Source organism: Geodermatophilus saharensis (assembly GCF_900188205.1).
Taxonomy (GTDB): Bacteria; Actinomycetota; Actinomycetes; order Mycobacteriales; family Geodermatophilaceae; genus Geodermatophilus; species Geodermatophilus saharensis.
In genome coordinates, this window is record NZ_FZOH01000002.1 from 227,413 (window position 1) to 251,792 (window position 24,380).

Consider the following 24,380-nt stretch of genomic DNA (forward strand, 5'->3'; position numbering starts at 1 on the left):
CGGCGCCGGCCGGACATGCCCTAGGGTCCTCCCGTGCCGGAGCCGGGGGACCGCGTGCTCCCGTGGGCGCTGCTGCTGCGGGTCCACGCCGCCGTCCTGCCCCGGCTGGAGCGGGCGCTGGCGGCCCACCAGCTGCCGCTGGCCTGGTACGACGTGCTGCTCGAGCTCAACGCGGCCCCCGGCCGGCGGCTGCGGATGAGCGAGCTGGGCAGCCGGGTGGTGCTCAGCCGGGAGCGGGTCAGCCGGGTCGTCGACGAGCTGCAGCGGGCCGGCCTGGTCCGCCGGGAGCCCAACCCCGAGGACCGCCGCTCGCTGTTCGCCGTCCTCACCGACGAGGGCCGGGAACGGCTGCGCGCCGCCGCCCCGGCCTACCTCGCCGGCATCGAGGAGCACTTCACCCGCCACCTCGACGACGAGGAGGTCGCCGCCCTGGCCCGGGCCCTGGGCCGGGTGCTCGCGGCCGAGGAACCGCCGCGCACCTGACCCGTGGGCTCAGAACGCCTTGCCGGCGTCGCGTGCCTGCGCGTGGGCGAGCGCCCGCCGGACGTCGACGTCGTCGGCGACGAGGTCGGGGCGAAGGTGGATCTCGGTGACGTCCTCGATCCCGGCCCAGCGCAGCCAGTCGGTGAAGAAGGTGCTCTGGAAGTCCGACCCGAAGGCCGGTCCGCGGTCGGGCCCGTAGACGGCGCTGGTGTAGACGACCGCGGCCCGCTTGCCGGTCAGCAGGCCGCGGTAGCCGGTCGCCGGGTCGAAGCCGAAGAGCATCCCGGGCTGGCTGACGACGTCGATGAACTGCTTGAGGACGTAGGGCACCCCGGCGTTCCACATCGGGACGCTGAACAGGTAGCGGTCGGCGGAGTCGAACCACCGGAAGGTCGCCTCGACCGCCCGCCAGGCCGCCGCCCCCTCACCCGACGGCTCCCGGCCGGCGAAGACGGCCATCTTGGCCTCGGTGGCCGCGGGCCCGAACGCGGGCAGCGTGCCGTCCCACAGGTCGAGGGTCTCGACCGGGACGTGGGGGTGGGTCTCGGTGAAGGCGTCGAGGAAGGTCGCAGCGAGGGCGCGGGACTCGGAGGCGGCGCCCCGGGGCGAGGCGGCGACGTGCAGGAGGGTGGACATCGGGGATCCTCTCGGGGGATGCGTGCGTGCGCACACAGTATGGTCATATGCGTGCGCACGCACAAGCCCCTCCGAGGAGCGAGCCGGACGCCCCTCGGGCGGTCGTCAGCCCTGGCGGGTCGGCGGCTCGCCCTCGGCGAGCGCGGCTTCGGCCTGGGCGGGGTCGTAGGCGCAGGCGTCCGCGACGTCGGCGGCCGGCGGCGCACCCTCCTGCGGCTGCGGCGGCGACCCGTCGGGCACCTCCCCCGCGGCGTTCGTCCCCGGCGCGGGGGCGGGCGTGGGTGCCGGGGTCTGGCTCAGCGTCTCCTGGACGATCTGCCGCATCCGGTCGTAGTCGGGGTAGGCGGGGTCGATCAGGCTGGTGTCGAAGACGACACTGCGCACCTCGGCGTCCTTGACCAGGAAGGCGAGGTCGACGAAGTCGTCGAGCGCCGCCCGCGGGATGTCGGTGCTGACGATGTCCTGCGTCGTGGCCGCGAGCTCCTGGTACTGCTCGAGCAGGGTGATCGGGTCGGCCGCCTCGATGATCGCGTCGATCGTGCACCGCTGCCGGGCCATGCGGTCGTAGTCGCTCAGGCCGAAGCGGCCACGCGCGAAGTGCAGCGCCGTCGCGCCGTCCATGTGCTGGTTCGGGCCGGGGGCGATGTAGCCGTCGGGGAGGATGCCCAGCGTCGGTTCGCCGTTGATGGGCACGTAGTAGTTGACGTTGACCGTGATGCCGCCCAGGGCGTCGACCAGCCGGCTGAACCCGTCGAGGTTGACCAGCACGAAGTAGTCGATGGGCAGCCCGAGGGCCTCCCCGATGCCGAGCTTGAGCCAGTCGGCCCCGGGGTCGTCGGTCGGCCCGAGGACGTCGGGGTGGTCGGTGGGGCCGTTGCGGTAGACCGCGTTGAGCAGGCTCTCGCTCTCGCTGCCGGACTCGAAGCCGTCGGGGTAGAGGGCGGCCAGCGGGCTGTCGGCCGGGAAGGGCAGGTTCTCCAGGTTGCGCGGGAGGCTGAACAGCGTCGTCTCGCCGGTCGCGGTCTCGATGCTGGCCACGATGACGGTGTCGGTGCGCACGCCCTCGCGCCCCTCACCGCCGTCGCCGCCGAGCAGCAGCACGTTGACCCGCTCCTTGTCCCCGAAGGGGTCGGGGGTGTCGATGACGGTGGCCGACCGGCGGTCGCTGGCGAAGACGCCGTCGAGCAGGCCGCGCTGGGCGACGGCCACCGTGCCGACCCGGTAGGCCGGGTAGGCGACGGCCGCCACCAGCGCGGCGACCAGCACCGCACCGACCACGAGCCGGGGGCGGCTGCTGCGGCGCGGCAGCAGCGCGCGGTAGCCGGTCACGATCACCGCGATCCAGGCGAGGGCCAGCACGGCGATGCCGCCGACCAGCCAGGCGAGCTGGTTGGTGTCGACGGCCAGGCGCACCGCGGTGCGCCGGCCCCCGGTGGCCAGCCAGACGCCGCCGGCCACGAGCAGCGCGGCGACCAGGAGCACGAGGGCACCGATCCGGCGCCGTCCCGTGGCGAGGAAGGCGGTGCCGGGGAGGAGGGCGTTGAGGGCGGTCAGGCCGAGGACGGCGGGCAGCGACCGCGACCCCGCCCGTTCGTGCCGGCGACTGCGCCCCCGGCCGCCGGGCGGCACGGGAGGCAGGGCCGGCTTGTCGCCGATGGGGCGGGTGAGGTCGGAGTCGTCGGTCACGGGCGTACCCGGGACGGGCCGGGCCCGCTCCCGTCGACTCCGCTCGTCCGGGCCACGGTCATCCGTCCATGGTCCCACTCACGACAGGCGCGCACGGGCTCTCCGTACCCCGTGGGGGCAGGAGCCACCCGACGCGGGGTGAGCTGCGTCTCCCCCGCAGCCGGGCCGGTCCGGAGCGTCGCCGCAGGTGTGCGGTGGGTGAGCAGCGACCCGGGTGCGGAAGCCGGGAGGACCACCCGCTCCTAGGCTCGGGGGTCGTGCGCCTCGCCACCTGGAACGTGAACTCCATCCGCACGCGGGCCGACCGGGTGGTCGCCTGGCTGCAGCGCCGCGACGTCGACGTCCTGGCGCTGCAGGAGACCAAGTGCCGCGACGACCAGTTCCCCGAGGAGCGCTTCCGCGAGCTCGGCTACGAGGTCGCCCACGTCGGCTACTCGCAGTGGAACGGCGTCGCGGTGGTCTCCCGGGTCGGGCTGGGCGACGTCGAGGTGGGCTTCCCCGGCATGCCGACGTGGGCGGCCAAGGAGGATGCCGAGCCCGCCGCGGAGGCGCGGGCGCTGGGCGCCACCTGCGGCGGGGTGCGGGTGTGGAGTCTGTACGTGCCCAACGGCCGGCAGCTGGGCGACCCGCACTACGACTACAAGCTGGAGTGGCTCGCCGCGCTGCGCACCGCCGCCGGCGGCTGGCTGGCCGCCGACCCCGCCGCGCAGGTGGCCCTGGTCGGTGACTGGAACATCGCCCCCCAGGACGACGACGTGTGGGACACGAGCGTCTTCGCGCACTCCACGCACGTGTCCGAGCCCGAACGGGCCGCGTTCCGCGCCGTCGTCGAGGCCGGGTACGCCGACGTCGTCCGGCCGCTGGCGCCGGGCCCGGGGGTCTACACCTACTGGGACTACACGCAGCTGCGCTTCCCCCGCCGCGAGGGCATGCGGATCGACTTCGTCCTCGGGACGCCGCAGCTGGCCGGCCGGGTCACCGGCGCGCTGATCGACCGCGAGGAGCGCAAGGGCAAGGGCGCCAGCGACCACGCCCCCGTGGTGGTCGAGCTGGCCGACCGCGAGAGCTAGCTGTACTGACCGGGGAGGTTGGTCAGGCGGCTGATGGGCGGGTGGCCGCCGATGCCGGTGTGGGGCCGATGGTGGTTGTAGGTGTGCAGCCAACCAGGAAAGGCCGCCCGGCGGTCGGCCTCGCTGATGAACAGCTGGGCGAAGGCCCACTCGGCGGTCATGGTGCGGTGAAAGCGTTCGACCTTGCCGTTGGTCTGCGGCCGGTAGGGCCGGGTGCGCTTGGGCGTGAGGCGCAGCTGGCTGCAGGCGGTGATCCAATCGTGGCTGCGGTAGCAGCCGCCGTTGTCGGTGAGCACCCGGCGGGCGGTGACCCCGCGGGCGGCGAACCAGGCCACCGCTCGGTGCAGCACGCCGGCGGCGGTCGGACCGGTCTCGTCCTCGCAGATCTCGGCGTAGGCGGTGCGGGAGTGGTCGTCGAGGACGACGTGGATGAAGCCGTGGCCCATCAGCGGGTTGCGGTAGCGGTTGCGGGCGCGGCCGCCATCGAGGTGCCGGTTGGCCTTGCCGGCCCGCTGACCCACAAAGCGCCAGCCGCCGCCGGCGGGAATGTTGCCCAGCTTCTTCACATCGGCGTGCAGCAACTCGCCGGGTGCGAGGTGTTCGTAGCGGACCGGCGCCTGCTCGCGGCGCTCGAGCCGGGACAGCCGGCTGACGCCGCAGCGGCGTAACACCGCGCCGGCGGTGGAGGGCGCCACGCCGGTCTCGGCGGCCAGCCGGTGCGCGCCCCAGCGCTTGCGCAACCGCAGTGACACGATCCGCTTCGTCCTCGCTGGGTCGGTCTTGGCCGGGCTGGAGTGCGGGCGGCTGGAGCGGTCGGTCATGCCGGCGGTGCCCTCGGCGCGGTAGCGGTCGGCCCAGCGCCGGGCGGTGGTCGCCGAGACACCGAAGCGCTCGGCGGCCCGCGTCGCCGGCCACTTCTCCTCGACGATGAGCCGGGCCATCCGCAGCCGCTGGCGCGGAGTCAGCGCGGCATTAGCGTGGAGCACGAGGACCTCCGGTGTCGTGGCAGTGGTCGCCTTCAGCAGCTCCACTCCACGCCCGGAGGTCCTCCCTCACAAGATCCGTCAATCAGATCCCGTGGTCACACGCCCGCGACCAACGTCTCCGGTCAGTACACCTAGGCCTCATCATCGACGTGAAGACTCTGAAGAAGGTGGAGCGCCAGCGATGGGAGTTTATCGATTACCTGCGACTCAGGGATACGCGCTGGATTGCCGCCTACGGTGTCACTCTCGCCGTAGCCGGAAGTCTTATTGTCAGTCAGGTAACAGCGGGGGAGCCCCTGACAAATGTGCCTGGCGCATTGATTGATACGTTAATCCCTGGCGAGTGAGCCGTTGGAATGGCGGGAAACGAATAGTCTAGCCTGTCCTGAGGGGAGGGGTCCTGCGCCAGTGGCTCCCGCGAAAGAGGGGAGCCTGGACCTCCACTACAGTGGCAGTGCTCCCTAAGAAGACGTTGCGCATTCCTGTTCTTAGCGTATGACAGTTGTTCTTCGCTGAGTGCCCCGACGGTCAGGGTCGCCGCTCTGAGTTCCGTGCCGGTTTGGGTTCGCCTCGACAAGCATGGCACCGGTCAGCTTCGCTCCGGGGAGGGCGGCGCCTCTCAGGTTGGCCCTAGAAGAGGAAGCACCGGTGAGGTTGGTGCACTATAAATTGATGGGGCGTTCATCGTTCACGGAGCCTGACCCGGTTCTCCGGACATGTCGGGTTGGGTGATCATGCCGCGGTGAGTGCGGCGGTGTGAAGCTCCTCGAACTGCACGGGGCTGAGGTAGCCGAGCGCGGAATGGCGTCGGCGGGGGTTGTAAAGGGCTTCGATCCACTCGAAGATCGCTGATCCAAGATCGGCCCTGCTGTCCCAGCGCTGCCGGTCGAGCAGTTCGCGTTGCATGGTCGACCAGAACGACTCCATCAGGCCGTTGTCGACGCTGGAGGCGACCCGGCCCATCGGGCCCAGCAGCCCGGCGGCGCGCAGTCGGTGGCCGAAGATCCAGGACGTGTATTGCGATCCGCGGTCGCTGTGGACCACGGCGCCGGCCGGTGGGCGGCGCCGCCAGCGGGCCATCTCCAGGGCGTCGACGACCAATTCAGCGCGCATGTGGTCGGCGATCGACCAGCCGACGACGGTGCGGCTGAAGACGTCGAGCACGGCGGCCCAGTAGATCTTGCCCTCAGTCGTGGGGTGCTCGGTGATGTCGGTCACCCACAGCCGATCCGGCGCGTCGGCGATGAACCGGCGCTGCACCAGGTCGGCGTGCACCACCGGCGCCGGTCCGGCTCGGCGGTGTTTGCGGCGATGACAGACGCCGGCCAGCCCGGCGGTGCGCATCAGCCTGGCCACCCGCTTGCGCCCGCAGGCCAGCCCGAGCCCGAGGCGCAGCTCGGCGTGCACCCGCGGAGCGCCATAGGTGCCGCGAGAGGCGACATGCACCTCGGCGATCGTGGCAGTGAGCTGCTCGTCGGAGACAGCACGGGCGCTGGGCGCCCGACCGCGCCACTCGTAGAAGCCCGAACGGGACACCCGCAGCACCCCGGCAGGCCACCGCGACGTCGATGCCGTCCGCGGCGAGCTCGTGGACCAGCCGGTAGATCATTTTGGGCCGGGGAAGGCCTCCCGGGCGAAGTAGGCACTGGCCCGCTTGAGGATCTCGATCTCCATCGCCTGCACCCGGTTCTCCCGGCGCAGCCGGACCAGCTCGGCCCGCTCATCGGTGCTCAGTCCCTCGGCGCGGCCAGTGTCGATGTCGTCCTGCTCGAGCCACCGCCGCAGGCACGACTCCGCAATCCCCAGATCGTGGGCGATCTCGGCGATCGACTTCTCCCGCCGACGGGCCAGCTCCACCGCTCTGCGGCGGAACTCCGGCGGCTTGGCTGCAGGCATCCAGGACTCCTCTCCGAGGCGATCCTCGCCTCAGATCAGGTGTCCGGGAAACCGGGTCAGGCTCCCGCAGTGCCTGGTGGTGGGTGGCACCGGCTGCGCGGTGCCGGTCGTCGTAGGTCCGGGCGCCGGGTGAGGCGGTCAGCGCGGTGAAGGCCTGCAGGTAGAGGGCGTCGGCGAGACGCCTGTTGCGGGCGAAGCGGGCCAGCACGATCCGTTTGGTGCCCGAGGCGCGGGTGATTGGGGCCATGCCGGAGTAGTTCTTGCGCCCGCGGACGTCGGCGTAGCGGGTGGGGTCATCTCCGAACTCGGCGAGCACCCGGGCGCCCAGGACCAGCCCGAGTTCGGGCTGGCTCAGGTAGATCTCAGCGTCCGGGTGCCGGCCAAAACCCGCCTCCACCTCCGCCCGCAGCACCTCGATCTGCACCACGAACTCGCCGATCACCGCGACCAGGGAGCGCACCGCCGCGGTGTAGGCGCTCACCACACCGGGATGGGCCTCCAACTGGGGGGCGCGCAGCGCGGCCTGGATGCGTTCGGCGGTGGCCTGCAGGTTGCGTTGCCGCCCGGCTCGCCGCAGCGCCGCGGTGATCGTGCTGAGGGAGAGGCGGCGGCCTGCCTCAGGTGAGGGAGCGATCGCCAGGATGGCCAGCGCGTCACGGCCGTCGAGATCGTCGGCGAAGGCGGCCAGTGCGCCGGGGTAAAACTCGCGCAGCATCGAGCGCAGCGCGTTGGTCTGCCGTTGCCGGGACCAGATCATCGACTGGTGGGTGCGGGTGAGCACTTTGACGTGCTCGGCGATCGCGGAGTCCCCGGCCACGGTGCGGTGATGGGCCCGGTCCAGCCGCACCAGCTCGGCCAGCACATGGGCATCACCGGGATCGCTCTTGGCGCCGGAGGTGGCGTGTCGCTCGCGATAGCGGGCGGCCTGCAGCGGATTGACCGCGTGGACGGTGTAACCGGCGGCGATCAGGGCCTGCACCCACGGCCCGCGGTCGGTCTCGATGCCGAGCACGACCTGATCGGCCTCGGCGTCCTCATCCAGGTGATCGGCGACCAGCGCGTGCAGCGCCGCCAGCCCCTCGACCCCTTCGGGCAGCCGCCGGCGGGCCAGCCGGCTGCCGGACTCGTCGACGAGCTCGATGTCGTGATGGGCCTGGGCCCAGTCATCTCCGATGAACAACACCGCGCTATGGCCTCCTCCGGATCGGCATCACCTGCCCGGAGCCTGGAGGAGAAGGCAGTGGCGACCTAATGGATCAGTGCTCGCACGGCACGACATCCCACCGGCCATCGGCTCCTCCTCGCACACCGGCGGAGGCACGATCTAAGCGTGGGCCTCGACCTTCGGACCCGGGACGCACAGTGCTCACCCGCCGGCGGCTCGGACACCCGATCCTGCTCCAGAAGCGACCGGATGCAGCCCCATTAGGGACAGGGCAGCGGGGCATAGGTTGCAGCGGTGGACGTCGTTGTGGAGGTAGGCGACTGGGAGCACGAGTGCTGCGGGGAAGCCATCGAACGCAACCAGCTCGTCGACTTCCGATGCATCCGCTATGCGGGGCCGGACGGCCAGATGCGTCTCGCCGAATCGCACCACGGTGGACTCACCGTCACAGCCGATGAGCGGGTCCACGGACGGGTGATCGAGGTTCAGGTGGTCCGGGAGGACGGGACCGCGCAGTCAGTCCTCCGCATACCGGGCGGGCGAGCGCTGCGGGGCTTCGACGATGACGACGACGGCCACCTCGAAGATCCGTGGACCGATGACGTCATCATATCCGACAGCCTGGACTTCCTGGTAACCGTTCGGACGTCGAGCTAGCAGTCCCCAGCCCAGCCTGGCTGCCGTCCCATAGCGGCCCACTTTGGGAGGTAGCGACTCAATTCTGATCACAGGGTCGTCGCCGTATTTCACTACAGCGGAACGTCGAGAAGTTCCCGTGCAAGCAGGTCACCGACGAATCGCTCCAGTGAGCAGCGGCCAAGTCAACCTCGTCGCGACTTGGCCGCGGATGGGCGCCGTGGACAAGCGTGCTGCGCAGGCCGTAGCAATAGCTGAAGAACTTCAGCGCCGGCATGCCGAGGTAAAGGCGGTCAGCGAGAGCCGTGCTGAGGCGTCGCCCCGCCTGGCCGACCGACTCCTGGCGGAGCGCTCGGAGGCCGCCGACTAGTGAAGCTGCGTCACCCTCCGGCAAGCCGGCCTCCTCAACGCTGACAACCAACTTCTTGAGCTGCTCTTGGACGGCCAGCGGACGGTCGACTTGTTCGATGAGCGTCTCCAGGGCCATGGTCAGCATGACGAAGCGCGCATCGGCCACCGAAAGAGAAAAGGAAGCGCTCCAAAGGTCAAACGCCAAACGCTGGACGTCGCTCACTCCAAGTCCGCGTTCATGAGCCTCCTTCACCATGGCCGCGACCTGCTCACCGCGCTTGACCACGACGCCCCGAGCCTCGATGCGATGGAACAGCGCTGGCGGAGCCGATGGAAAGACCAGCACGCCAGGGTCGTCGTTGTACTGCTGGACCTCAGGATGGGCCGCACGGAGTTCGTCGAGGTGGGCCGGCGCGATGAACCCTCGGGGCGCACGCTCCCTGAAGTCCGCTGCAAGCTGGACACGCGCAAATCCGACAGTGACCGCGTCACGCCACGTCTCGCCCGCGGTCCGTGCCTCTGTCTCGTCGGCATAGCCGCTGCCCCGGAGCTGTATCTCATTGCTGTCACGGAACGGCCGATCAGCCATAGTCCGAATGGCAACGGTGATGCCGCCGTCGGTTTCGAGCAAGAGCTCACTTAGATCGGAGTCGATACGGGTGGTGTCGCCCAAGGTCGCCCTGACGCGGAAGTCGTACGTCTCCGACATCTACCTATCCTCTCAGTGAACGCGACATCTCCTCGGCTGCCCCTTGCCTGCCGCCGCTTAGGCCGCGATGACACGCACTTGGCGTCGCTGCGACAAATGTCCCTGAGCGGCCCACTTCGGGACACCTGGAATCAGGTCAGGACGACAGAGGTGGCCGCTCGCTCGTGATGCCATACCGCCGCCGGGCCCAGACGCGGACGACCAGGACGACCGCCAGCAGGACGGCGGCGATAACCAGACCGCGAAGCCATCCGTCGAACAACAAGCCGACCAGGAAGGCCGTCAACATCTCCGGCAGCGTCAACAGAACCGTTCGTCCGAGCGGCACCCCGAACCAACGCTGCATCCATGACTCGTTTTCCGCCTGCCGGTGCCCCGCCCCAGCCTCGTATCGCTTCCGCGAGGAATGGTCCTGAGCCCCTTCCATGATCATCACTGTGGCCGCAGCGAACGCGCACCGTCAACTTGAGCCCCGCTTGGTGTCCCTAAAGCCGCCCTCAGAGACACCGTGAGAGCGCTGGCGACGGCCGATCCGGGCGACCTCCGACTAGCCACACGAGCACGGCGTGGGCGACACCGACCCCAGAAGGTGGCGCTGAAACTCGACACGGGCTGCGGACGGTGGCGTGGGGTGTGCGACCCAGCTCCCTTGATGCAGTCAAACGCTGAGGATCAGGCGCACGTCGGGCGGGTTGCCACTGTGGCGGTCCAGGTGAACCAGGGCCGGCCACGTGCATCGGCGGCAACCTCGGGGCCGATCACTGACAGTGTCGACTAGTCCGGCAATCCCGGGTCGCCGGCGTCGAGCACCCGGTGGCGTAGTTCGGCGCGCAGCCCGGCGGTGGCTCGCTCGAGGTTGTCGTACGGCAACGACGTCGACGCTTGGTGGACCACGGTGTGCAGGGTCCATGCGCCGGCCTACGGCCGACAGGGTTTGGTCCGGCGGTGTCACCCCGGTGGGTCGGGAGGAACGACTCGTCGGCACCGGTGACTGCACCGCTCAGGACCGCCTTCATCCGCCCGCTGGGTGAGTGCCGCGTCGACCCGTCCAGCGACGCCGGTGTGGTGAATCTCGATCGGTGGTCACAGACGCCAGCCAGCGTCGCGGAGGTGTGCCGACGGGCTCGATTGGGGCACCCGGGCTCCCTGCGGGAGCCGCACGACTGCCGCGGAGACCGGCACCTTCCCGCGTACCGCCGTGTACCTCCGCGCCCGGGGCGGTGGCGAGCTGCAACCCCAGCCGGCGGCTCGCGGTCCTCGACCGCTGGAACGCCACCACACCCCCGCCGACGCGCCGACCGCCGACGCCGCAGCCGGTGTCTGCCGCCCCAGCGGACGGGCCGGCCCAGTCGCTTGTTGGTCGTAAATTGGTCGCAGGCCCCGGGCCCACACCGCGTCAGGCCGCTGACCTGCGGTTCTGCTCCCCCGATTGGACTCGAACCAATAACCCTGCGATTAACAGTCGCATGCTCTGCCAATTGAGCTACGGGGGACGGGCGGGCGTGGCCCGCGCGCCCGTCGAGAGTACCGCACGGCCTGCGGCGTCCTGCGCGGGCTCCTCCGATCGCGGACGGTGGCGTCCGCCCGTAGCGTGATCACCCGGTCGTTCACGTCTCGAACACGGAGGTCCCCCGTGGCCAAGCTCTCCTTCCTCCTCGGCTTCGGTGCCGGCTACGTCCTCGGCGCGAAGGCCGGCCGTGAGCGCTACGAGCAGATCCTCGGCCTGTGGTCGGACGCCAAGGACAACCCGCAGCTGCAGGGACTGGCCGGCATGGCCCAGGCCCGCGCCGACGACGTCGTCAGCTCGGTGAAGTCGAAGATGGGCCGCGACACCGGTCCCGAGCCGGCCCCGGCCCGCAGCACCGGCACGACGACGCTGCCCCCGGCCACCACCACCGAGGCCCCCGACCTGACGGCGCTGCCCGCCGACCCGCCGCCGGTCGGCTGAGCCGGCGCCGCCGGCAGCCCGAGCGCGCAGCTCAGCCGGGCTGCTCGGCGGCGAGCGCCTCCTCCAGCTTGGCGCGCGCCACGGCACGGGCCTCCGGGTCGGTGCGGTCGGCGTCGTCGTCGAACACGACGGTCCACTCGCGGGCGGCCTGACCGGGCACCCGCCGGGCCACCAGCAGCACCCCTCCCCCGCCGGGCAGCGGCGAGCGGCGACTGGCGACGACGGTCTGGTCGACCCGCCGGCGCACCACGGCCGGCAGGTCGCCGGCGTCGGTGAGCGCGTACCGCTCGGCCGGCTCCCGCGCCTGCACGCCGGGCTCCACCTCGGCCAGCGCGGTCACGGTGAACGTCCCGCCGCCGTCGTTGGTGGCCGCCCAGCGGGCCGCCCCGACCTCGTGCCAGCGCAGCACGCCGACGTCGCCGGCCTCGTCGAGTCGCAGGTCGGCCGGGACCACCCGCAGCCCGCGGCTGGTGGCCGCCAGCCAGCCCTGCCCGCGCGCCATCTCCCCCCACGCCAGCACCCGCTCCTCGGCGTCCGCCGACGCCTGGACGACGGCGCGCACCGGCTCCGGCGGACGGGCGAACCGCCTGCGCAGCCGCTCACCCAGGCTCACGTCAGCCCGCCGATCGCCCTTTGCCGCAGCGAGATGGCCTCCTGCTCGAGCGCCATCAGCCGGGAGAACGCGCGCATGTACTCGTCGCCCTGCTCGACGGGGTTCATCCGCTGCAGCTTCGCCTTCAACGCGGTCACCTGCCGCACGGTGGCCATCTCCTGCAGCCGCGCCAGCACCGCCGACACGTAGACGGCGTCGGCGTCGCCCACCGAGCGCAGCGGCTCGACGGCGAGCGCGGTGAGCTGGGCGCGGGCGGTCTCCCGCTCGCAGTGCTCGGCCACCTCGTCGAGCCACGCCGGACCCGACACCCGGGCGGCCGCCGCGCCCCCGGCCGCCGCGACGGCCGCGGCGACGGCGGCGTAGTCGGGGTCGGTGTAGGCGGCGGGCGGAACGGCGTCGAACGACGGCCCGGCGATCTCGGGGACCTGCAGCGCCGCCTTGACCGCCTCCCGCTCGACCGCGAGCGCGGCGTCGTCGGGTGTGCGCTTGGGCTGCCGCGGCCGGCGGGGTGGCGCGGTCTCCCCGCCGGTGATCCGCCGGACCCGCTCGAGCACCTCGCCCTCGTCGGTGTCGCCGATCAACCCGGCCAGCCGACGGGCGTAGGCCGGGCGCAGCGCGTGGTCCTTGACCTGGGCGAGCAGCGGCGCGGTCCGGTCGAGCGCGGCCACCCGGCCCTCGACGGTGTCGAGGTCGTACTCGGCCAGCGTGGTGCGCAGGACGAACTCGATCAGCGGCGTCCGCCGCGCCACCAGGTCGCGGACGGCGGCGTCACCGTGCGCCTGGCGCAGCTCGCAGGGGTCGCGCCCGTCGGGCTCGACGGCGACGAACGTCTGCGCGATGAAGCGCTGGTCCTCCTCGAACGCCCGCCGCGCGGCCTTCTGACCCGCGGCGTCGCCGTCGAAGGTGTAGACGACCTCCCCGCGGAACTCGTCCTGGTCCATGAGCAGCCGCCGCAGCACGCTGATGTGCTCGGGGCCGAAGGCGGTGCCGCAGGAGGCCACCGCCGTGGTGACCCCGGCGAGGTGGCAGGCCATGACGTCGGTGTAGCCCTCGACGACGACGGCCTGGTGCCGCTTGGCGATGTCGCGCTTGGCCCGCTCGATGCCGTAGAGGACGGTGCTCTTCTTGTACAGCGGCGTCTCGGGGGTGTTGAGGTACTTGGGGCCGGGGTCGTCGTCCATGAGCTTGCGGGCGCCGAACCCGATGACGTCGCCGGTGATGTCACGTATCGGCCAGACCAGCCGCCGGTGGAAGCGGTCGATGAGCGTGCCGCGCGAGGACTCCTTGGCCAGCCCGGCCGTCACCAGCTCCTGCTGCGTGTAGCCCTTCCCGCGCAGGTGCCGGGTGAGCGCGTCCCAGCCGCCCGGGGCGTACCCGCAGCCGAAGTCGACGGCGACCTGCCGGTCGAAGCCGCGGTCGGCGAGGAACTGCCGCGCCGGCCCCGCCTCGGGGCTGCGCAGCTGCTCGGCGTAGAACTCCGCGGCCGCGGTGTTGGCCGCGACCAGCCGCGCCCGCTGCCCGACCTGCGCACGGTCGGGGGCGCCGGTGGGCCGGCCGCCGTCGTCCTCGTACTTGAGGTCGATGTTCGCCCGCGCCGCCAGCCGCTCGACGGCCTCGGTGAAGCTCAGGTGGTCGATCTGCTGGACGAAACTGATGACGTCCCCGCCCGCCCCGCAGCCGAAGCAGTTCCCGGTGAGGATGTCGTCCTCCAGCGTGAACGCGTGCGTGCCGGGCACCTCGGCGCAGTAGACCTCCTCCACCCGGTCGCTCCACTCGACCGACCGGACGACCCAGTCGCCGTCCGGCCGGCGGGCCAGCGGCGCCGGCACGGTGTGACCAGAGCCGGAGGCCGCCGCCACTACGGTCAGGGCCGGGACACGTTCCCGTGGGAACGACGAGGAGAGCCGGTCGCCGGGCAGGAGCTGCCTGGTCAGTCGTTCCGAGCGCGAAGCGCCCGACGGGACGAACCAGCGGTGCTCGTCGGTGGCGAAGAGCTCCTTCTCCCGACCGTTCCGGGAGACGACGACGCGCATGAGTCGCTGGACGCCGTAGCTCCGGAACGGCGCCTCGACCCAGCCGCCGTCCCCGTTGAGCACCCGGACGGTCCGCCCGGCGAGCTCCGCGATCGGGACCACGCCGTCCTCGGTCAGGACTCCTGTCTCCCCTGCCAGGCAGTGGAAGAGGTTGCGCGCGGGGGTGACGTGGAACGACGGCGACTTCTCGTCGTGGAACGGGCACAGGCCCTTGAGGCTGCCGCCCCCGGCCCGCTTGAGCTGCAGGTGCTCGCCGACCACCTCGTCGATCCGGCTGCGCTCGCGCACCAGCGCGATGTCCGCCGCTCGGATGCGTCCCCGGCCGGCCATGGGCCCCCTCCGTCGTGCTGCTGCCGGGACGCCGGTGCGCGTCCCGCACCGATCATCCCCTCCCGGGACGACGGCCCGGCAGCCGACGGGCTCAGCCGCTCCCGGCGGCGACCGCGCCGCCCACCGAGGCCGCGACCGCCGCTCCGTAGGCGCGCCGCTGCAGCACCAGGACCAGCCACAGCAGGAGCACCTGCGCGTCGAGCGGCAGGTCCTCGTCCGCGGTCGGCGTGGGCCGGGGCGACCAGCCGCCGGTGGACCCGCTCTCGGCCACCGTCCGCTCCCCGGCGGTGAACCGGTAGGTGCCCCGCCACCAGGAGGCGGGCTCGGCGAGGACGGCGGTGCCGGCGAGGTCGACCCGCCAGGTGCCCCGCCAGGCCGGCACCTGCTCGGCGCGCAGGCGGACGGCGTCCGCGGGGTCGACCGCCCACCGGCCGGCCAGGGTCCCGTCCCGCCGCCGGTCGAGGACCCACTCGCGGTCCCCGACGACCGCGATCGAGCCCTCCTTCCAGAGTCGGTGGAGCGCAGGTGCGCTCGTGGCCCCGTCCCGGGCCCGGCCCTGAGCCGGCGAAGGGTGGGGAGGACGGGGTCCTCACACCTCCTCAGCCGATGCCCGGCGCGCCCGCGATGCTCTCCCCGGTCACGCGGTAGAGCAGGTAGGCGGCGGTCTCCCGCAGGATGTACCGGAACTGCGTGGCGCGCGTCTGCACCGCCGGGCCCTGCCGGGTCGGGGAGCTCTCGGCGGAGATCCCCGCGTCCTCGGCCATCCGCTCGGCCCGCATGGCGTGCCACGGGTCGGTGACCAGGACCGCGTCGGACCACCCGCGCTCGTCGAAGGCGGTGCCGACCGCGCGCATGCTCTCCAGCGTGTCGACGCCCTCGGGCACCGCCAGCAGCGACTCGGCGGGGACCCCGGCGTCGAGCAGGTAGTCCCGGCCGGCCTCGGCCTCGGTGAACTGGTCCCCGGCCGCCTTGCCGCCGACGGTGACGACGACCGGCGCGACGCCGTCCTCCCACAGCGCCGCGGCGTGCTCCAGCCGCGCCTCGAAGATCGACGACGGGACGCCGTTGTACTGGGCCGACCCGAGCACCACGATCGCGTCCGACGACGGGCGGGCGTCCTGGCGCGCGGTCCACCAGATCGCGACCGCCGTCGAGGCGACGAGCAGCAGGGCGGCGAGGACGGCGGCGGCGAACACCCGCCACACCAGAGACCCCACCCGCGCCACCGCTCATGGATAACACGGGGCCTGTGCCGGGCGTGGCAGCCGGGACCGGTGTGGCGGGCAGGCGGCCGGAGCGGCCCGCGCCGGCGGGGAGGTCAGGCGACGAGGAGGAAGCCGACGACGGCGAACAGGATCGTCAGCACGCAGACGAGCGCGCCGACGTAGAGGCCGGTGCGGTTGACCGGCGAGGGCGGCGGGGACACGTAGAGCGGGAAGCCGGTGGCCAGCGGCCCCTGCTGCATCGCGGCCGCCTGCTGGGGCGTGGGCGCGAACTGCGGCTGCGGTGGGAGCTGCACCTGTCCCGGGAACCCGACCTGGGTGGGCGCGGCCGGCGGCGGCACCGGCGGCGCGGTCGGGGCGACCCCGACGGGGGCGGGCGGCGCGGCCGGGGCCGGGGGCACGTACGGGCCCGCGGGGGCGTACGGACCGGCCGGGGCGTAGGGCGCGGACGGGTGGGGCGGCTGCGACACCGGGGTTCCTCTCGTGCAGGCCCGGTCGGCTCCCGCCGGGCGGCGCACATGGTGACAGCCGGGAGCGGGTCGGGAAAGGGCTCCCGTCGTGGCCGCGGCGTCGGCCTCAGCCGGAGGTCCCGCAGACCCGCGGGCCCTCCTCGAGCACCACGACCAGCGTCGTCTCGGTGCCGGTCCCGCCGTCGTCCCACCGGACCCGGACCTCCCGGGAGTCCCGGTCGGCCAGCTCCCCCGGCTCGACGGCCACGATCTCGGCGGTGCCCGGCCGCGCGTACCCGGCGGCGACCTCGCCGACGTCCACGCCCTCGGCGTCGGCACGGTCGTGCTCGGCCTGGCACAGCAGCCCGCCGGCGGTCTCGAGGTCACGGGCGGCCAGCGCCGCGGTGAACACGCCGACCACCTCGCGGGCCTGGTCCTCCGCCGTCCCCTTGACCAGCGGGAGGGCGACCACCATCCCGACGCCGACGGCGACGGTGGCGCCGAAGATGCCGAGGACGAGCCCGTTGCGGCGGCGCGGGGTGCTGGTGTGCAGCTGCTCGGGGCCCTCGTCGTAGAGGTACGGGCCGGTCATCCGCCGCTCGTCTCCAGCTCGGCGCCCGCCGGGGGGCGCGGGTCGTCACGGTCGTCGAGCCAGCCCTCGGGCAGCGCCACCGGCCGCGGGCTGCTGGTGCGCCCGCGCGGCCCGCCGAGGACCGCCGTCGGGTAGGGCTGGTCCTCGATGCGGTCGAGCAGGCCGGCCAGCTCGTCGAGCGAGCTGACCATGGCCAGGGCACGGCGGACGTCGGAGCCGACCGAGAAGCCCTTGAGGTACCAGGCGACGTGCTTGCGGAAGTCGGTGCAGCCGTGCAGCTCGCCCTGCCCGGCCGACAGCAGCTGCGCGTGCCGGTGCATGACGGCGGCCACCTCCCGCAGCGTCGGCAGCGCCCGTCGCGGGGAGCCGGCGAAGGCGGCGGCCAGGTCGCCGAACAGCCACGGCCGGCCCAGGCACCCCCGCCCGATGACGACGCCCGCGCAGCCGGTGGTGTCGACCATCCGCAGCGCGTCGTCGGCCTCCCAGACGTCGCCGTTGCCGAGGACCGGGATGTCGACGGCCTCGACCAGCCGGGCGATGGGCGCCCAGTCGGCGGTGCCGCTGTAGAGCTGGTCGGCGGTGCGCCCGTGCAGGGTGATCGCCGCGGCGCCCTCGTCCTGCGCGATCCGGCCGGCGTCGAGGTAGGTGACGTGGTCGGCGTCGATGCCGATGCGGGTCTTGACGGTGACCGGCACGTCGCGGGCGGCGCGGACCGCGGCACGGACGATGTCGCGGAACAGGACCCGCCGCCACGGCAGGGCCGAGCCCCCGCCCTTGCGGGTCACCTTGGGCACCGGGCAGCCGAAGTTCAGGTCGACGTGCGCCGGGCGGGTGCCGGCGACCTCCTCGTCGACGAGCATCTCCACCGCCCGCCCCACGGTGGCCGGGTCGACGCCGTAGAGCTGCACGGAGAAGCCGGCCGCCGCCTCCTCCGGCGTGGCCCGGATCATCCGCAGCGTCTTCTCGTTGCGCTCGACCAGCGCCCGCGTGGTGATCATCTCGCAGACGTAGAGGCCGGCGCCGAACTCGCGGCACAGGGTGCGGAACGCCGGGTTGGTGATGCCGGCCATCGGCGCCAGCACCACCGCGGGGTCCACGGTGAGCGGCCCCAGCCGCAGCGGGGCGACCGCCGGCGCCAGGGTGCTCGTCACGCCGTCCAGGGTAGGCGGGCCCTGTCGTGCACTTCCGCGGAAGTGCACAGCGGTCACGCCGGCTCCGGCACCGTCCGCAGCCCGGTGTGCCGGGCGAGGACGGTGAAGTCGCGGTCACGGTGCAGGACGCCGACCCCGTGCCGCAGCGCCACGGCGGCCACGACGCAGTCGGTGAGCGAGCGCGGCGTCTCCCCCGCCCGCCGGCAGGCCCGGTACAGGGCGGCGGCGGTCTCCACGTCGACCGGGGACTCCTGGCGGAGCAGCTCGGCGCCGGCGAGGAAGCGGGCGAGCTGCCCGGCGCGCTCCTCGGCGGTCGTCCCGGCGAGGACCTCCAGGAGGACGACGTCGGTGGCCGCGGCCTCCCCGCGGGCGATCAGCCCGTGCAGCAGGTCGGTCTCGACGCCCTCCTCCCCGCGCAGGTAGGCGATCCAGACCGAGGAGTCGACGAGGACGGTCACCCGTGCGCGGCGGGGCCCACCGGCCACTGCCCGGCCAGCTCCTCGGCCTCCCCGCGGCGGGTCCCGTCGAGGTCGCCGTCCCACCCGCTGCCCTGCATCGCGTGCATCTCGCGGGGCGTCATGGGCGCCGCGCTGACCTGGCGGAGCGCGAAGTCGACGGCGTCCTTCTTGGTGCGCAGGCCGTACCGGCGCATGACCCGGCCGACCAGGTCGTCGTCGATGTCGATGGTCGTCCGGCCCACGGGCCCACCTACACATCGAGGTGTACGCGTGTGCCCGACCGGCGGACGTGTCGAGGGCGTCCGAGTCGGGCACTGCGGTTCTCCCCACCCGGAGGTCAGGAGGACGCGTGTCGAGGTCAGCGCTGCTCCCGTCCGCGGGCGCGCCGGTGCCCGGCGTGGAGCGCATCGCCGTCCTGCGCGCGAACCTGCTCGGCGACCTGGTGATGACCCTCCCGGCGCTCGCCGCGCTGCGGGCTGCCCACCCCGACGCGGAGATCACCTACCTGGGCCGGCCGTGGCACGCCGAGCTGCTCGAGGGCCGGCCCGGGCCGTGGGACCGCGTGGTCGCCGTCCCGCCGTGGCCCGGGGTCCACGACGCGCCGGGCGCCTCCCGCGACGGCCCCGAGGTGCAGCGCTTCCTGCGTGCGCAGCGGGCCGAGGGCTACGACCTGGCGCTGCAGCTGCACGGTGGGGGCGGTAACTCCAACCCGCTGGTGACCGCTCTGGGCGCTCGGGTCACCGCCGGCGCCCGGGACGCGGGAGCCCCGCCGCTGGACCGCTGGCTGCCCTACGTCTACGACCAGCACGAGGTGCTGCGCTGCTTGGAGCTGGTCGGGCTGGTGGGCGCGGTGCCGGTCACCCTGGAGCCGCGGCTGGCGGTCACCCCGGCCGACGCCGCGGCCGCCGACGCCGTCCTGCCCGCCGGGCCGGAGCCGCTGGTCGCGCTGCACCCCGGCGCCAGCGACCCGCGGCGCCGCTGGCCGGCCTCCTGCTTCGCGGCGGTCGCCGGCGCCCTCGTCGCCGACGGTGTGCGGGTGGTGCTGGTGGGCTCGGGCGCCGACGACCGGCGGGCGGCCGACGCGATCCGCGCGGCGGCGCCGGCGCCGGTGCTCGACCTGGTCGGTCGGCTGTCGCTGGGGGCGCTGGCCGGCGTCCTGGCGCGCTGCCGGGTGGTGGTCGCCAACGACTCCGGGCCGCGGCACCTCGCCGCAGCGGTGGGGACGGCGACCGTCGGCGTCTTCCTCGAGCACAACCTGCTCAACGCCGGGCCGCTCTCCCGGCGGCGGCACCGCGTCGCCGTCTCCACCCGCACCGACTGCCCGGTCTGCGGGGTCGACCAGAGCCGGTCCCGCTGCGGGCACGACCGGTCCCTGGTGGCCGGCGTCCCGGTCCGGGCCGTCCTGGCCGCGGCCCGGGACCTGCTCGAGGACGGCGGCCCCGCGGTGCACCCGGCCGCCCCCGCCGTCGCGCCGCAGCGGCAGCGCCCGGGCCGGCGCGCGGCCCGGTAGGACGGCGTGCACTTCCGCGGATCTGCACGGGGGCAGATCCGCGGAAGTGCACGCGTCAGCAGCCGGGCAGGCGGGCGGCCAGGTAGCTCTCGACCTGGTCCAGCCCGACGCGCTCCTGGCCCATCGAGTCGCGGCCCCGCACGGTGACCGCCTGGTCCTCGAGGGTGTCGAAGTCCACGGTGAGGCAGAACGGCGTGCCGATCTCGTCCTGCCGGCGGTAGCGGCGGCCGATCGCGCCGGCGTCGTCGAAGTCGACGTTCCAGTTCCGGCGCAGCCGGGCGGCGAGGTCGCGGGCCTTGGGCGAGAGGTCGGCGTTGCGCGACAGCGGCAGGACGGCGGCCTTGACCGGCGCCAGCCGGGGGTCCAGCCGCAGCACGGTGCGGATGTCGACGCCGCCCTTGGCGTTGGGCGCCTCGTCCTCGCTGTAGGCCTCGACCAGGAACGCCATCAGCGAGCGGGTCAGGCCCGCTGCCGGCTCGATGACGTAGGGCGTCCAGCGGGTGTTGCTCGCCTGGTCGAAGTAGGACAGGTCGACGCCGGAGTGCTCCGAGTGGGTCTTCAGGTCGAAGTCGGTGCGGTTGGCGATGCCCTCCAGCTCACCCCACTCCGAGCCCTGGAAGCCGAAGCGGTACTCGATGTCGACGGTGCGCGTCGAGTAGTGCGACAGCTTCTCCTTCGGGTGCTCGTAGTGGCGCAGGTTGTCGCGGGCGATGCCCAGGTCGACGTACCAGCGGGTGCGCTCGTCGATCCAGTACTGGTGCCACTCCTCGTCGGTGCCCGGCTCGACGAAGAACTCCATCTCCATCTGCTCGAACTCGCGGGTGCGGAAGATGAAGTTGCCCGGCGTGATCTCGTTGCGGAACGACTTGCCGATCTGGCCGATGCCGAACGGCGGCTTCCTCCGCGCCGCGCCCATCACGTTGGCGAAGTTCACGAAGATGCCCTGCGCGGTCTCCGGGCGCAGGTAGTGCAGCCCCGACTCGTCCTCGACGGGGCCGAGGTAGGTCTTGAGCATCATGTTGAAGTCGCGCGGCTCGGTCCACTGACCGGTCACGCCGCAGTTGGGGCAGGTGATGTCGGCCAGGCCGTTCTCCGGCAGCCGGCCCTTCTTCTCCTCGAAGGCCTCCTCGAGGTGGTCGGCCCGGAAGCGCTTGTGGCAGTTCTGGCACTCGGTGAGCGGGTCGGTGAAGACGCCCACGTGGCCGGAGGCCACCCACACCTGCCGCGGGAGGATCACCGAGGAGTCCAGGCCGACGACGTCGTCCCGGCTCTGGACGACGGTGCGCCACCACTGCTTCTTGATGTTCTCCTTGAGCTCGACGCCGAGGGGCCCGTAGTCCCAGGCCGAGCGGGTGCCGCCGTAGATCTCGCCGGAGGGGAAGACGAACCCCCGGCGCTTGCAGAGGTTGACCACCTTGTCGAGGCGGGCGGGGTCGTGGGTGGTGCTGGCGCTCACGAGCTCGGTGCTCCATCCGGCTGGCGGTCGGCGGCTGACCCGCCCACGGTAGTCGGGCGGCACGTGGCGTCGCCGTCCGTCCCCGGCCACACTGGCCCCCCTGGGCGGCGCCGAGACGCCGCCGGGGGCCGGCGGCCACGCCGAGGAGGTCCGGTGGCCAGGTCAGACCGCCCCCGAGCCGCCGGGGACACCCCGCTGGAGGACGTCGCCGCCGCGTTCCCCCACGCGCCACCACCCGCGCCCCGAGGTCCGGGACGTGCCCGAGGAGCCGCGCCGGTACCTGCGGCTGATCGGCCCGGGCGTCGTCGCCGCCGACGTCATCACGACCTCCTACGCCCGCGACGCCGAGGAGAGCGAGGTCTACTCGGCACTGGTGTGGGGCCTGATCCTCATCGGCGTCGTGGTCCTGCTCGCCGGCCTCGACCATCAGCTGGTGCTGCTGGTCATCTCCGCCGTCGTCGGCGGGTTCATGATGTTCCTCTACGCGGGCCTGCTGATCCTGGTCGAACCGCAGGATCCTGCCCGCACCGATCCGGGTGCGGGGCGTGCGGCTGGGTGCCCTGGTGGGCGATCCTGCTGTTCGGCACGCTGTCGGTGCTCACCTTCCGCGCCCCGCTGCAGACCCTCTCCGGCGGCTGACCGGGCCGCGTCAGGCCTCCGTGTACCCGCAGACGGCCGGCCCGCCCTCGTCGACGACGGTGACGACGAAGGAGGCCTGGCTGCCGTCGTCGAGGGTGACGTCGAAGGTGACCTCGTCGACGTCGCCCGCGGGTGCCGCGCCGGTGGCCGTGCCCTCGGTGATCTGCCCGCCGAGGAAGGCGTCGAAGTCGGCCAGCAGCGCGGCGGCGTCGGGGAGCTGGGCCTGCCCGTCGGCGCACAGGTCGGCGCGGGCCGTCTCGCCGTCTCGGTTCACCACCGCCTGCACCCAGGCCGCGGCGAACTCCGGGCTCTCGGGGAGGTTGAGCTCACCGGCGCCGGCCCCGCCGCCCCCGCCGCCGGTGGGTGTCCCCGCGCCGCCGCCGAAGCCGCCCCCGCCGGTGGGCCCGGCCGGCGACGACGGCGCCGAGGACGAGGTCGGTGCGCTCGAGGAGGCGGTCGCCGAGGTGCTCGCCGGCGCCGCCCCGGTGCCGCCGTCGTCCCGGTTCAGCAGCAGGACGGCCAGCACGCCGCCGCCGACGAGCAGGACGCCGAGCGCGGCGAGCAGGGCGATCAGCGGGCCGCGGCTCCGCCTCGGCGGCTGCGGCGGCCCGTAGCCGGGGGCGCCGTGACCGGGAGCGCCGTAGCCCGGAGCGCCGTAGCCCGGAGCGCCGTAGCCGGGAGCGCCGTACGGCGGCTGCTGCCCCCACGGGGGCTGCTGCCCGTAGGGCGGCCGGTGCCCCGGCTGGTGCCCGTACGGCGCCTGGCCCCACGGGGGCTGCTGGCCGTACGGGGGCGGCTGGGGCCCGGGCGCCGCGGGGCCGCCGAGCCGCAAGGTCGGGTCCCGCTGATCGGGCGGGCCGCCGGCGAGCCGGTCGGTGGGCTGGTCGGGCACGGCCGGCCGGCCGGGCGCCGGCGGGCGGCCCGGCACCGGTGGCAGGCGGGCCTCGCGGGTGCGGTCGGGCGGTGTCCCGTCCTGCGGCGGCTGGGTCATCGCGCCTGTCCTCCCCCGGCTCGTCCTGTCCGACGCAGGCTACGCACCCGCGCGGTGACGGCGGCTCATCCCGGCGGGAGGTAGGCCCCCGGCTCGTCGACGGCGTGCAGCCACACCGGCGCGCCAGCGATCTTCACCTCCGCGGCCGACAGCGCGCGGCGGTAGGCACCGACGCCGTCCCAGCGGGTGACCAGCGCCCACAGGCCCGGGTCGTCGGCGCACCGGCCGGCCTCGCCGCCGCGGAAGCCGGGGCGTGCGGCGAGCGCCCCCAGCAGCCGGTCGAGGTCGGTGGACAGGTCGGCGGCCGCCGACGGGGACACCCGCAACCGGGTCACCGCGAACACCGGCCCATGGTGCAGCAGCCGCGGCCGGACGGACGCCGACGGCCGGCCCCGCGGGTGCGGAGCCGGCCGTCGGGTCGGTGCGGTCAGCCGAAGTTGCAGACGAGCAGGTTCTGGTCGACCCACAGCTGGACGGTCTGGACGCTGCCGTCCTCGAGGGTGAGCTCGAAGGTGGCGACGTCGACGGCGTTGGCCGCGTCGTACTCGACGCTCACCAGGACGCCGTCGGTGATGGCCAGGCCACCGAGGACCTCGGTGTAGAAGAAGTAGGTGAGGTACTCGTCGGGCGCGAACTCCGTGCCCTGCGACCCCTGCACCGCGGCGTCCTGCAGCTCGGCGCAGGAGATGTTGTAGACCGTCGCGACGTCGAGGTCGAAGGCCGCCTGCACCCAGGCGAGCGCGATGTCGGCCGAGCCCTCGTACTGGCCGGTGTCGGTCCCGCCGGTCTGCTCGGTCATCCCACCACCGGTGCTGCCACCGCCGGTGCTGCCACCGCCGGTGCTGCCACCGCCGGTGCTGCCGCCGCCGGTGCTGCCGCCGCCGGTGCTGCCGCCACCGGTGCTGCCGCCACCGCCGGGCGTGCCCGCGCCGCCGGGGACGGTGACGGGGCCGCCCATCTCCATCCCGCCGCCGGCGCCCGCGCTGCCGCCGCCCTCCCCGGAGCCCTCGCCGGAGCCCTCACCCGAACCCTCGGAGGACTCGGCCGACGAGGACGAGCCCGCGGCCTGCGTGGCGGGGGTGTCGTCGCCGCGGAGCAGGAAGAACAGGAGCACGCCGACGCCGGCCGCGACGACGACCACGGCGGTGACCACCCAGGGCAGCACGCTCTTCTTCTGCGGTGGCCGGCCGTAGCCGCCGGGGCCGAAGCCACCCGGACCGCCCGGACCGCCCGGCCCGAAGACGCCGGGGCCGCCGGGGCCTGCGGGGGCGCCGTACTGGCCGGGGGCGCCGTACTGGGCGGGGGCGCCGTACTGACCGGGCGGGGCGTACTGGCTCGGCGCGCCGTACGGGCCGGGGGGCTGACTCAT

26 protein-coding genes, 1 tRNA gene and 3 pseudogenes are annotated in these 24,380 nt (G+C 73.6%); 7 read left to right on the forward strand and 23 right to left on the reverse strand.

What is annotated here, in order from left to right:
- Positions 1 to 33 precede the first annotated feature (33 nt).
- The gene (locus CHC04_RS05340; protein WP_089402867.1) at positions 34 to 483 is read left to right on the forward strand and encodes a MarR family winged helix-turn-helix transcriptional regulator; all 450 of its coding nucleotides are present in this window, start codon (positions 34 to 36) and stop codon (positions 481 to 483) included.
- A 9-nt stretch (positions 484 to 492) separates the two neighbouring features.
- On the opposite strand, the gene CHC04_RS05345 is transcribed toward CHC04_RS05340, so the two are convergent.
- On the reverse strand, positions 493 to 1,119 hold the full coding sequence (locus CHC04_RS05345; protein WP_089402868.1) for an FMN-dependent NADH-azoreductase: 627 nt from the start codon (positions 1,117 to 1,119) through the stop codon (positions 493 to 495).
- Between the two features lie 105 nt (positions 1,120 to 1,224).
- Positions 1,225 to 2,805, reverse strand: coding sequence for an LCP family protein (locus CHC04_RS05350; protein ID WP_245817004.1), 1,581 nt, complete (start codon positions 2,803 to 2,805; stop codon positions 1,225 to 1,227).
- Positions 2,806 to 3,062: 257 nt separating this feature from the next.
- Between CHC04_RS05350 and CHC04_RS05355 the strand changes: the two genes are divergently transcribed.
- Positions 3,063 to 3,875 carry an exodeoxyribonuclease III gene (locus CHC04_RS05355; RefSeq protein ID WP_089402869.1) on the forward strand — a complete coding sequence of 271 codons (813 nt, stop codon included), beginning with the start codon at positions 3,063 to 3,065 and terminating at the stop codon, positions 3,873 to 3,875.
- Here the strand turns inward: CHC04_RS05355 and CHC04_RS05360 are convergent.
- Positions 3,872 to 4,861, reverse strand: coding sequence for an IS481 family transposase (locus tag CHC04_RS05360; protein ID WP_089403341.1), 990 nt, complete (start codon positions 4,859 to 4,861; stop codon positions 3,872 to 3,874). The two genes, CHC04_RS05355 and CHC04_RS05360, sit on opposite strands and share 4 nt — an antisense overlap.
- A 149-nt stretch (positions 4,862 to 5,010) precedes the next feature.
- Between CHC04_RS05360 and CHC04_RS23405 the strand changes: the two genes are divergently transcribed.
- Positions 5,011 to 5,208: a hypothetical protein gene (locus CHC04_RS23405; protein ID WP_141233689.1), complete on the forward strand. Its 198-nt coding sequence runs from the start codon at positions 5,011 to 5,013 to the stop codon at positions 5,206 to 5,208.
- Positions 5,209 to 5,349: 141 nt separating this feature from the next.
- Here CHC04_RS23405 and CHC04_RS25485 read toward each other — a convergent pair.
- The 4 genes and pseudogenes from CHC04_RS25485 to CHC04_RS05380 all read right to left on the reverse strand — a co-directional run.
- Positions 5,350 to 5,505 (reverse strand): annotated as a pseudogene (locus CHC04_RS25485) (pentapeptide repeat-containing protein); the annotation flags it as partial.
- An 88-nt stretch (positions 5,506 to 5,593) separates the two neighbouring features.
- Positions 5,594 to 6,406 (reverse strand): IS3 family transposase, encoded by an 813-nt coding sequence (locus CHC04_RS05370; protein WP_089402871.1) that lies wholly within the window; start codon positions 6,404 to 6,406, stop codon positions 5,594 to 5,596.
- A gap of 60 nt (positions 6,407 to 6,466) precedes the next feature.
- Positions 6,467 to 6,757, reverse strand: a complete 291-nt coding sequence (locus tag CHC04_RS25490) for a transposase (RefSeq protein WP_089402872.1) — start codon at positions 6,755 to 6,757, stop codon at positions 6,467 to 6,469.
- Positions 6,758 to 6,821: 64 nt separating this feature from the next.
- Positions 6,822 to 7,940, reverse strand: a pseudogene (locus CHC04_RS05380) (IS110 family transposase); the annotation flags it as partial.
- A gap of 276 nt (positions 7,941 to 8,216) precedes the next feature.
- On the opposite strand from CHC04_RS05380, the gene CHC04_RS05385 reads away from it, so the two are divergent.
- On the forward strand, positions 8,217 to 8,579 hold the full coding sequence (locus tag CHC04_RS05385; protein WP_089402874.1) for a DUF6578 domain-containing protein: 363 nt from the start codon (positions 8,217 to 8,219) through the stop codon (positions 8,577 to 8,579).
- Between the two features lie 58 nt (positions 8,580 to 8,637).
- On the opposite strand, the gene CHC04_RS05390 is transcribed toward CHC04_RS05385, so the two are convergent.
- The 3 genes from CHC04_RS05390 to CHC04_RS05400 form a co-directional block, all read right to left on the reverse strand.
- On the reverse strand, positions 8,638 to 9,618 hold the full coding sequence (locus CHC04_RS05390) for a hypothetical protein (protein ID WP_089402875.1): 981 nt from the start codon (positions 9,616 to 9,618) through the stop codon (positions 8,638 to 8,640).
- A 136-nt stretch (positions 9,619 to 9,754) separates the two neighbouring features.
- Positions 9,755 to 9,964, reverse strand: coding sequence for a hypothetical protein (locus CHC04_RS05395; protein WP_141233690.1), 210 nt, complete (start codon positions 9,962 to 9,964; stop codon positions 9,755 to 9,757).
- Positions 9,965 to 11,038: 1,074 nt separating this feature from the next.
- Positions 11,039 to 11,111 (reverse strand) — tRNA-Asn (locus CHC04_RS05400).
- A 140-nt stretch (positions 11,112 to 11,251) separates the two neighbouring features.
- Between CHC04_RS05400 and CHC04_RS24465 the strand changes: the two genes are divergently transcribed.
- On the forward strand, positions 11,252 to 11,566 hold the full coding sequence (locus tag CHC04_RS24465; protein ID WP_089402877.1) for a YtxH domain-containing protein: 315 nt from the start codon (positions 11,252 to 11,254) through the stop codon (positions 11,564 to 11,566).
- 31 nt (positions 11,567 to 11,597) lie between these two features.
- On the opposite strand, the gene CHC04_RS05410 is transcribed toward CHC04_RS24465, so the two are convergent.
- The 9 genes from CHC04_RS05410 to CHC04_RS24745 form a co-directional block, all read right to left on the reverse strand.
- Positions 11,598 to 12,179 carry a hypothetical protein gene (locus tag CHC04_RS05410; RefSeq protein ID WP_089402878.1) on the reverse strand — a complete coding sequence of 194 codons (582 nt, stop codon included), beginning with the start codon at positions 12,177 to 12,179 and terminating at the stop codon, positions 11,598 to 11,600.
- Positions 12,176 to 14,542, reverse strand: coding sequence for a DNA primase (gene dnaG, locus CHC04_RS05415; protein ID WP_089402879.1), 2,367 nt, complete (start codon positions 14,540 to 14,542; stop codon positions 12,176 to 12,178). The genes CHC04_RS05410 and dnaG overlap by 4 nt, the downstream gene beginning before the upstream one ends.
- 91 nt (positions 14,543 to 14,633) lie before the next feature.
- Positions 14,634 to 14,924: a hypothetical protein gene (locus CHC04_RS05420; RefSeq protein ID WP_089402880.1), complete on the reverse strand. Its 291-nt coding sequence runs from the start codon at positions 14,922 to 14,924 to the stop codon at positions 14,634 to 14,636.
- A 217-nt stretch (positions 14,925 to 15,141) separates the two neighbouring features.
- Positions 15,142 to 15,759, reverse strand: coding sequence for a YdcF family protein (locus tag CHC04_RS05430; protein WP_245817005.1), 618 nt, complete (start codon positions 15,757 to 15,759; stop codon positions 15,142 to 15,144).
- Positions 15,760 to 15,860: 101 nt separating this feature from the next.
- The gene (locus CHC04_RS23915) at positions 15,861 to 16,235 is read right to left on the reverse strand and encodes a hypothetical protein (RefSeq protein WP_089402882.1); all 375 of its coding nucleotides are present in this window, start codon (positions 16,233 to 16,235) and stop codon (positions 15,861 to 15,863) included.
- Between the two features lie 106 nt (positions 16,236 to 16,341).
- Positions 16,342 to 16,806 (reverse strand): Rv0361 family membrane protein, encoded by a 465-nt coding sequence (locus CHC04_RS05440; RefSeq protein ID WP_089402883.1) that lies wholly within the window; start codon positions 16,804 to 16,806, stop codon positions 16,342 to 16,344.
- On the reverse strand, positions 16,803 to 17,957 hold the full coding sequence (gene dusB, locus CHC04_RS05445) for a tRNA dihydrouridine synthase DusB (protein ID WP_089402884.1): 1,155 nt from the start codon (positions 17,955 to 17,957) through the stop codon (positions 16,803 to 16,805). The genes CHC04_RS05440 and dusB overlap by 4 nt, the downstream gene beginning before the upstream one ends.
- Before the next feature lie 53 nt (positions 17,958 to 18,010).
- Positions 18,011 to 18,415 carry a type II toxin-antitoxin system VapC family toxin gene (gene vapC, locus CHC04_RS24470; RefSeq protein WP_176449834.1) on the reverse strand — a complete coding sequence of 135 codons (405 nt, stop codon included), beginning with the start codon at positions 18,413 to 18,415 and terminating at the stop codon, positions 18,011 to 18,013.
- The gene (locus CHC04_RS24745; RefSeq protein ID WP_176449835.1) at positions 18,412 to 18,657 is read right to left on the reverse strand and encodes a type II toxin-antitoxin system VapB family antitoxin; all 246 of its coding nucleotides are present in this window, start codon (positions 18,655 to 18,657) and stop codon (positions 18,412 to 18,414) included. Before CHC04_RS24745 ends, vapC begins: the two co-directional genes overlap by 4 nt.
- Positions 18,658 to 18,764: 107 nt before the next feature.
- Between CHC04_RS24745 and CHC04_RS05455 the strand changes: the two genes are divergently transcribed.
- Positions 18,765 to 19,925, forward strand: coding sequence for a glycosyltransferase family 9 protein (locus tag CHC04_RS05455; RefSeq protein WP_217897187.1), 1,161 nt, complete (start codon positions 18,765 to 18,767; stop codon positions 19,923 to 19,925).
- 55 nt (positions 19,926 to 19,980) lie between these two features.
- On the opposite strand, the gene CHC04_RS05460 is transcribed toward CHC04_RS05455, so the two are convergent.
- Complete coding sequence (locus CHC04_RS05460) at positions 19,981 to 21,381, reverse strand: glycine--tRNA ligase (protein WP_089402885.1); 1,401 nt, start codon at positions 21,379 to 21,381, stop codon at positions 19,981 to 19,983.
- A gap of 256 nt (positions 21,382 to 21,637) precedes the next feature.
- Between CHC04_RS05460 and CHC04_RS25495 the strand changes: the two are divergent.
- Positions 21,638 to 21,877 (forward strand): annotated as a pseudogene (locus CHC04_RS25495) (Nramp family divalent metal transporter); the annotation flags it as partial.
- 153 nt (positions 21,878 to 22,030) lie between these two features.
- Here the strand turns inward: CHC04_RS25495 and CHC04_RS24750 are convergent.
- From CHC04_RS24750 to CHC04_RS05475, 3 genes are all read right to left on the reverse strand, one after another.
- Positions 22,031 to 23,011, reverse strand: a complete 981-nt coding sequence (locus tag CHC04_RS24750) for a hypothetical protein (protein WP_089402886.1) — start codon at positions 23,009 to 23,011, stop codon at positions 22,031 to 22,033.
- A gap of 65 nt (positions 23,012 to 23,076) precedes the next feature.
- On the reverse strand, positions 23,077 to 23,355 hold the full coding sequence (locus CHC04_RS05470) for an antibiotic biosynthesis monooxygenase family protein (protein ID WP_089402887.1): 279 nt from the start codon (positions 23,353 to 23,355) through the stop codon (positions 23,077 to 23,079).
- Positions 23,356 to 23,438: 83 nt separating this feature from the next.
- Positions 23,439 to 24,380, reverse strand: coding sequence for a hypothetical protein (locus tag CHC04_RS05475; protein WP_089402888.1), 942 nt, complete (start codon positions 24,378 to 24,380; stop codon positions 23,439 to 23,441).

Excerpts from the sequence above, each read along its gene's own strand:
- CHC04_RS05345 (WP_089402868.1), bottom strand. The coding sequence starts at position 1,119 with ATGTCCACCCTCCTGCACGTCGCCGCCTCGCCCCGGGGCGCCGCCTCC.
- CHC04_RS25490 (WP_089402872.1), bottom strand. The coding sequence starts at position 6,757 with ATGCCTGCAGCCAAGCCGCCGGAGTTCCGCCGCAGAGCGGTGGAGCTG.
- CHC04_RS05390 (WP_089402875.1), bottom strand. The coding sequence starts at position 9,618 with ATGTCGGAGACGTACGACTTCCGCGTCAGGGCGACCTTGGGCGACACC.
- CHC04_RS05395 (WP_141233690.1), bottom strand. The coding sequence starts at position 9,964 with ATGCAGCGTTGGTTCGGGGTGCCGCTCGGACGAACGGTTCTGTTGACG.
- dnaG (WP_089402879.1), bottom strand. The coding sequence starts at position 14,542 with ATGGCCGGCCGGGGACGCATCCGAGCGGCGGACATCGCGCTGGTGCGC.
- CHC04_RS05440 (WP_089402883.1), bottom strand. The coding sequence starts at position 16,806 with ATGACCGGCCCGTACCTCTACGACGAGGGCCCCGAGCAGCTGCACACC.
- CHC04_RS24750 (WP_089402886.1), bottom strand. The coding sequence starts at position 23,011 with ATGACCCAGCCGCCGCAGGACGGGACACCGCCCGACCGCACCCGCGAG.
- CHC04_RS05475 (WP_089402888.1), bottom strand. The coding sequence starts at position 24,380 with ATGAGTCAGCCCCCCGGCCCGTACGGCGCGCCGAGCCAGTACGCCCCG.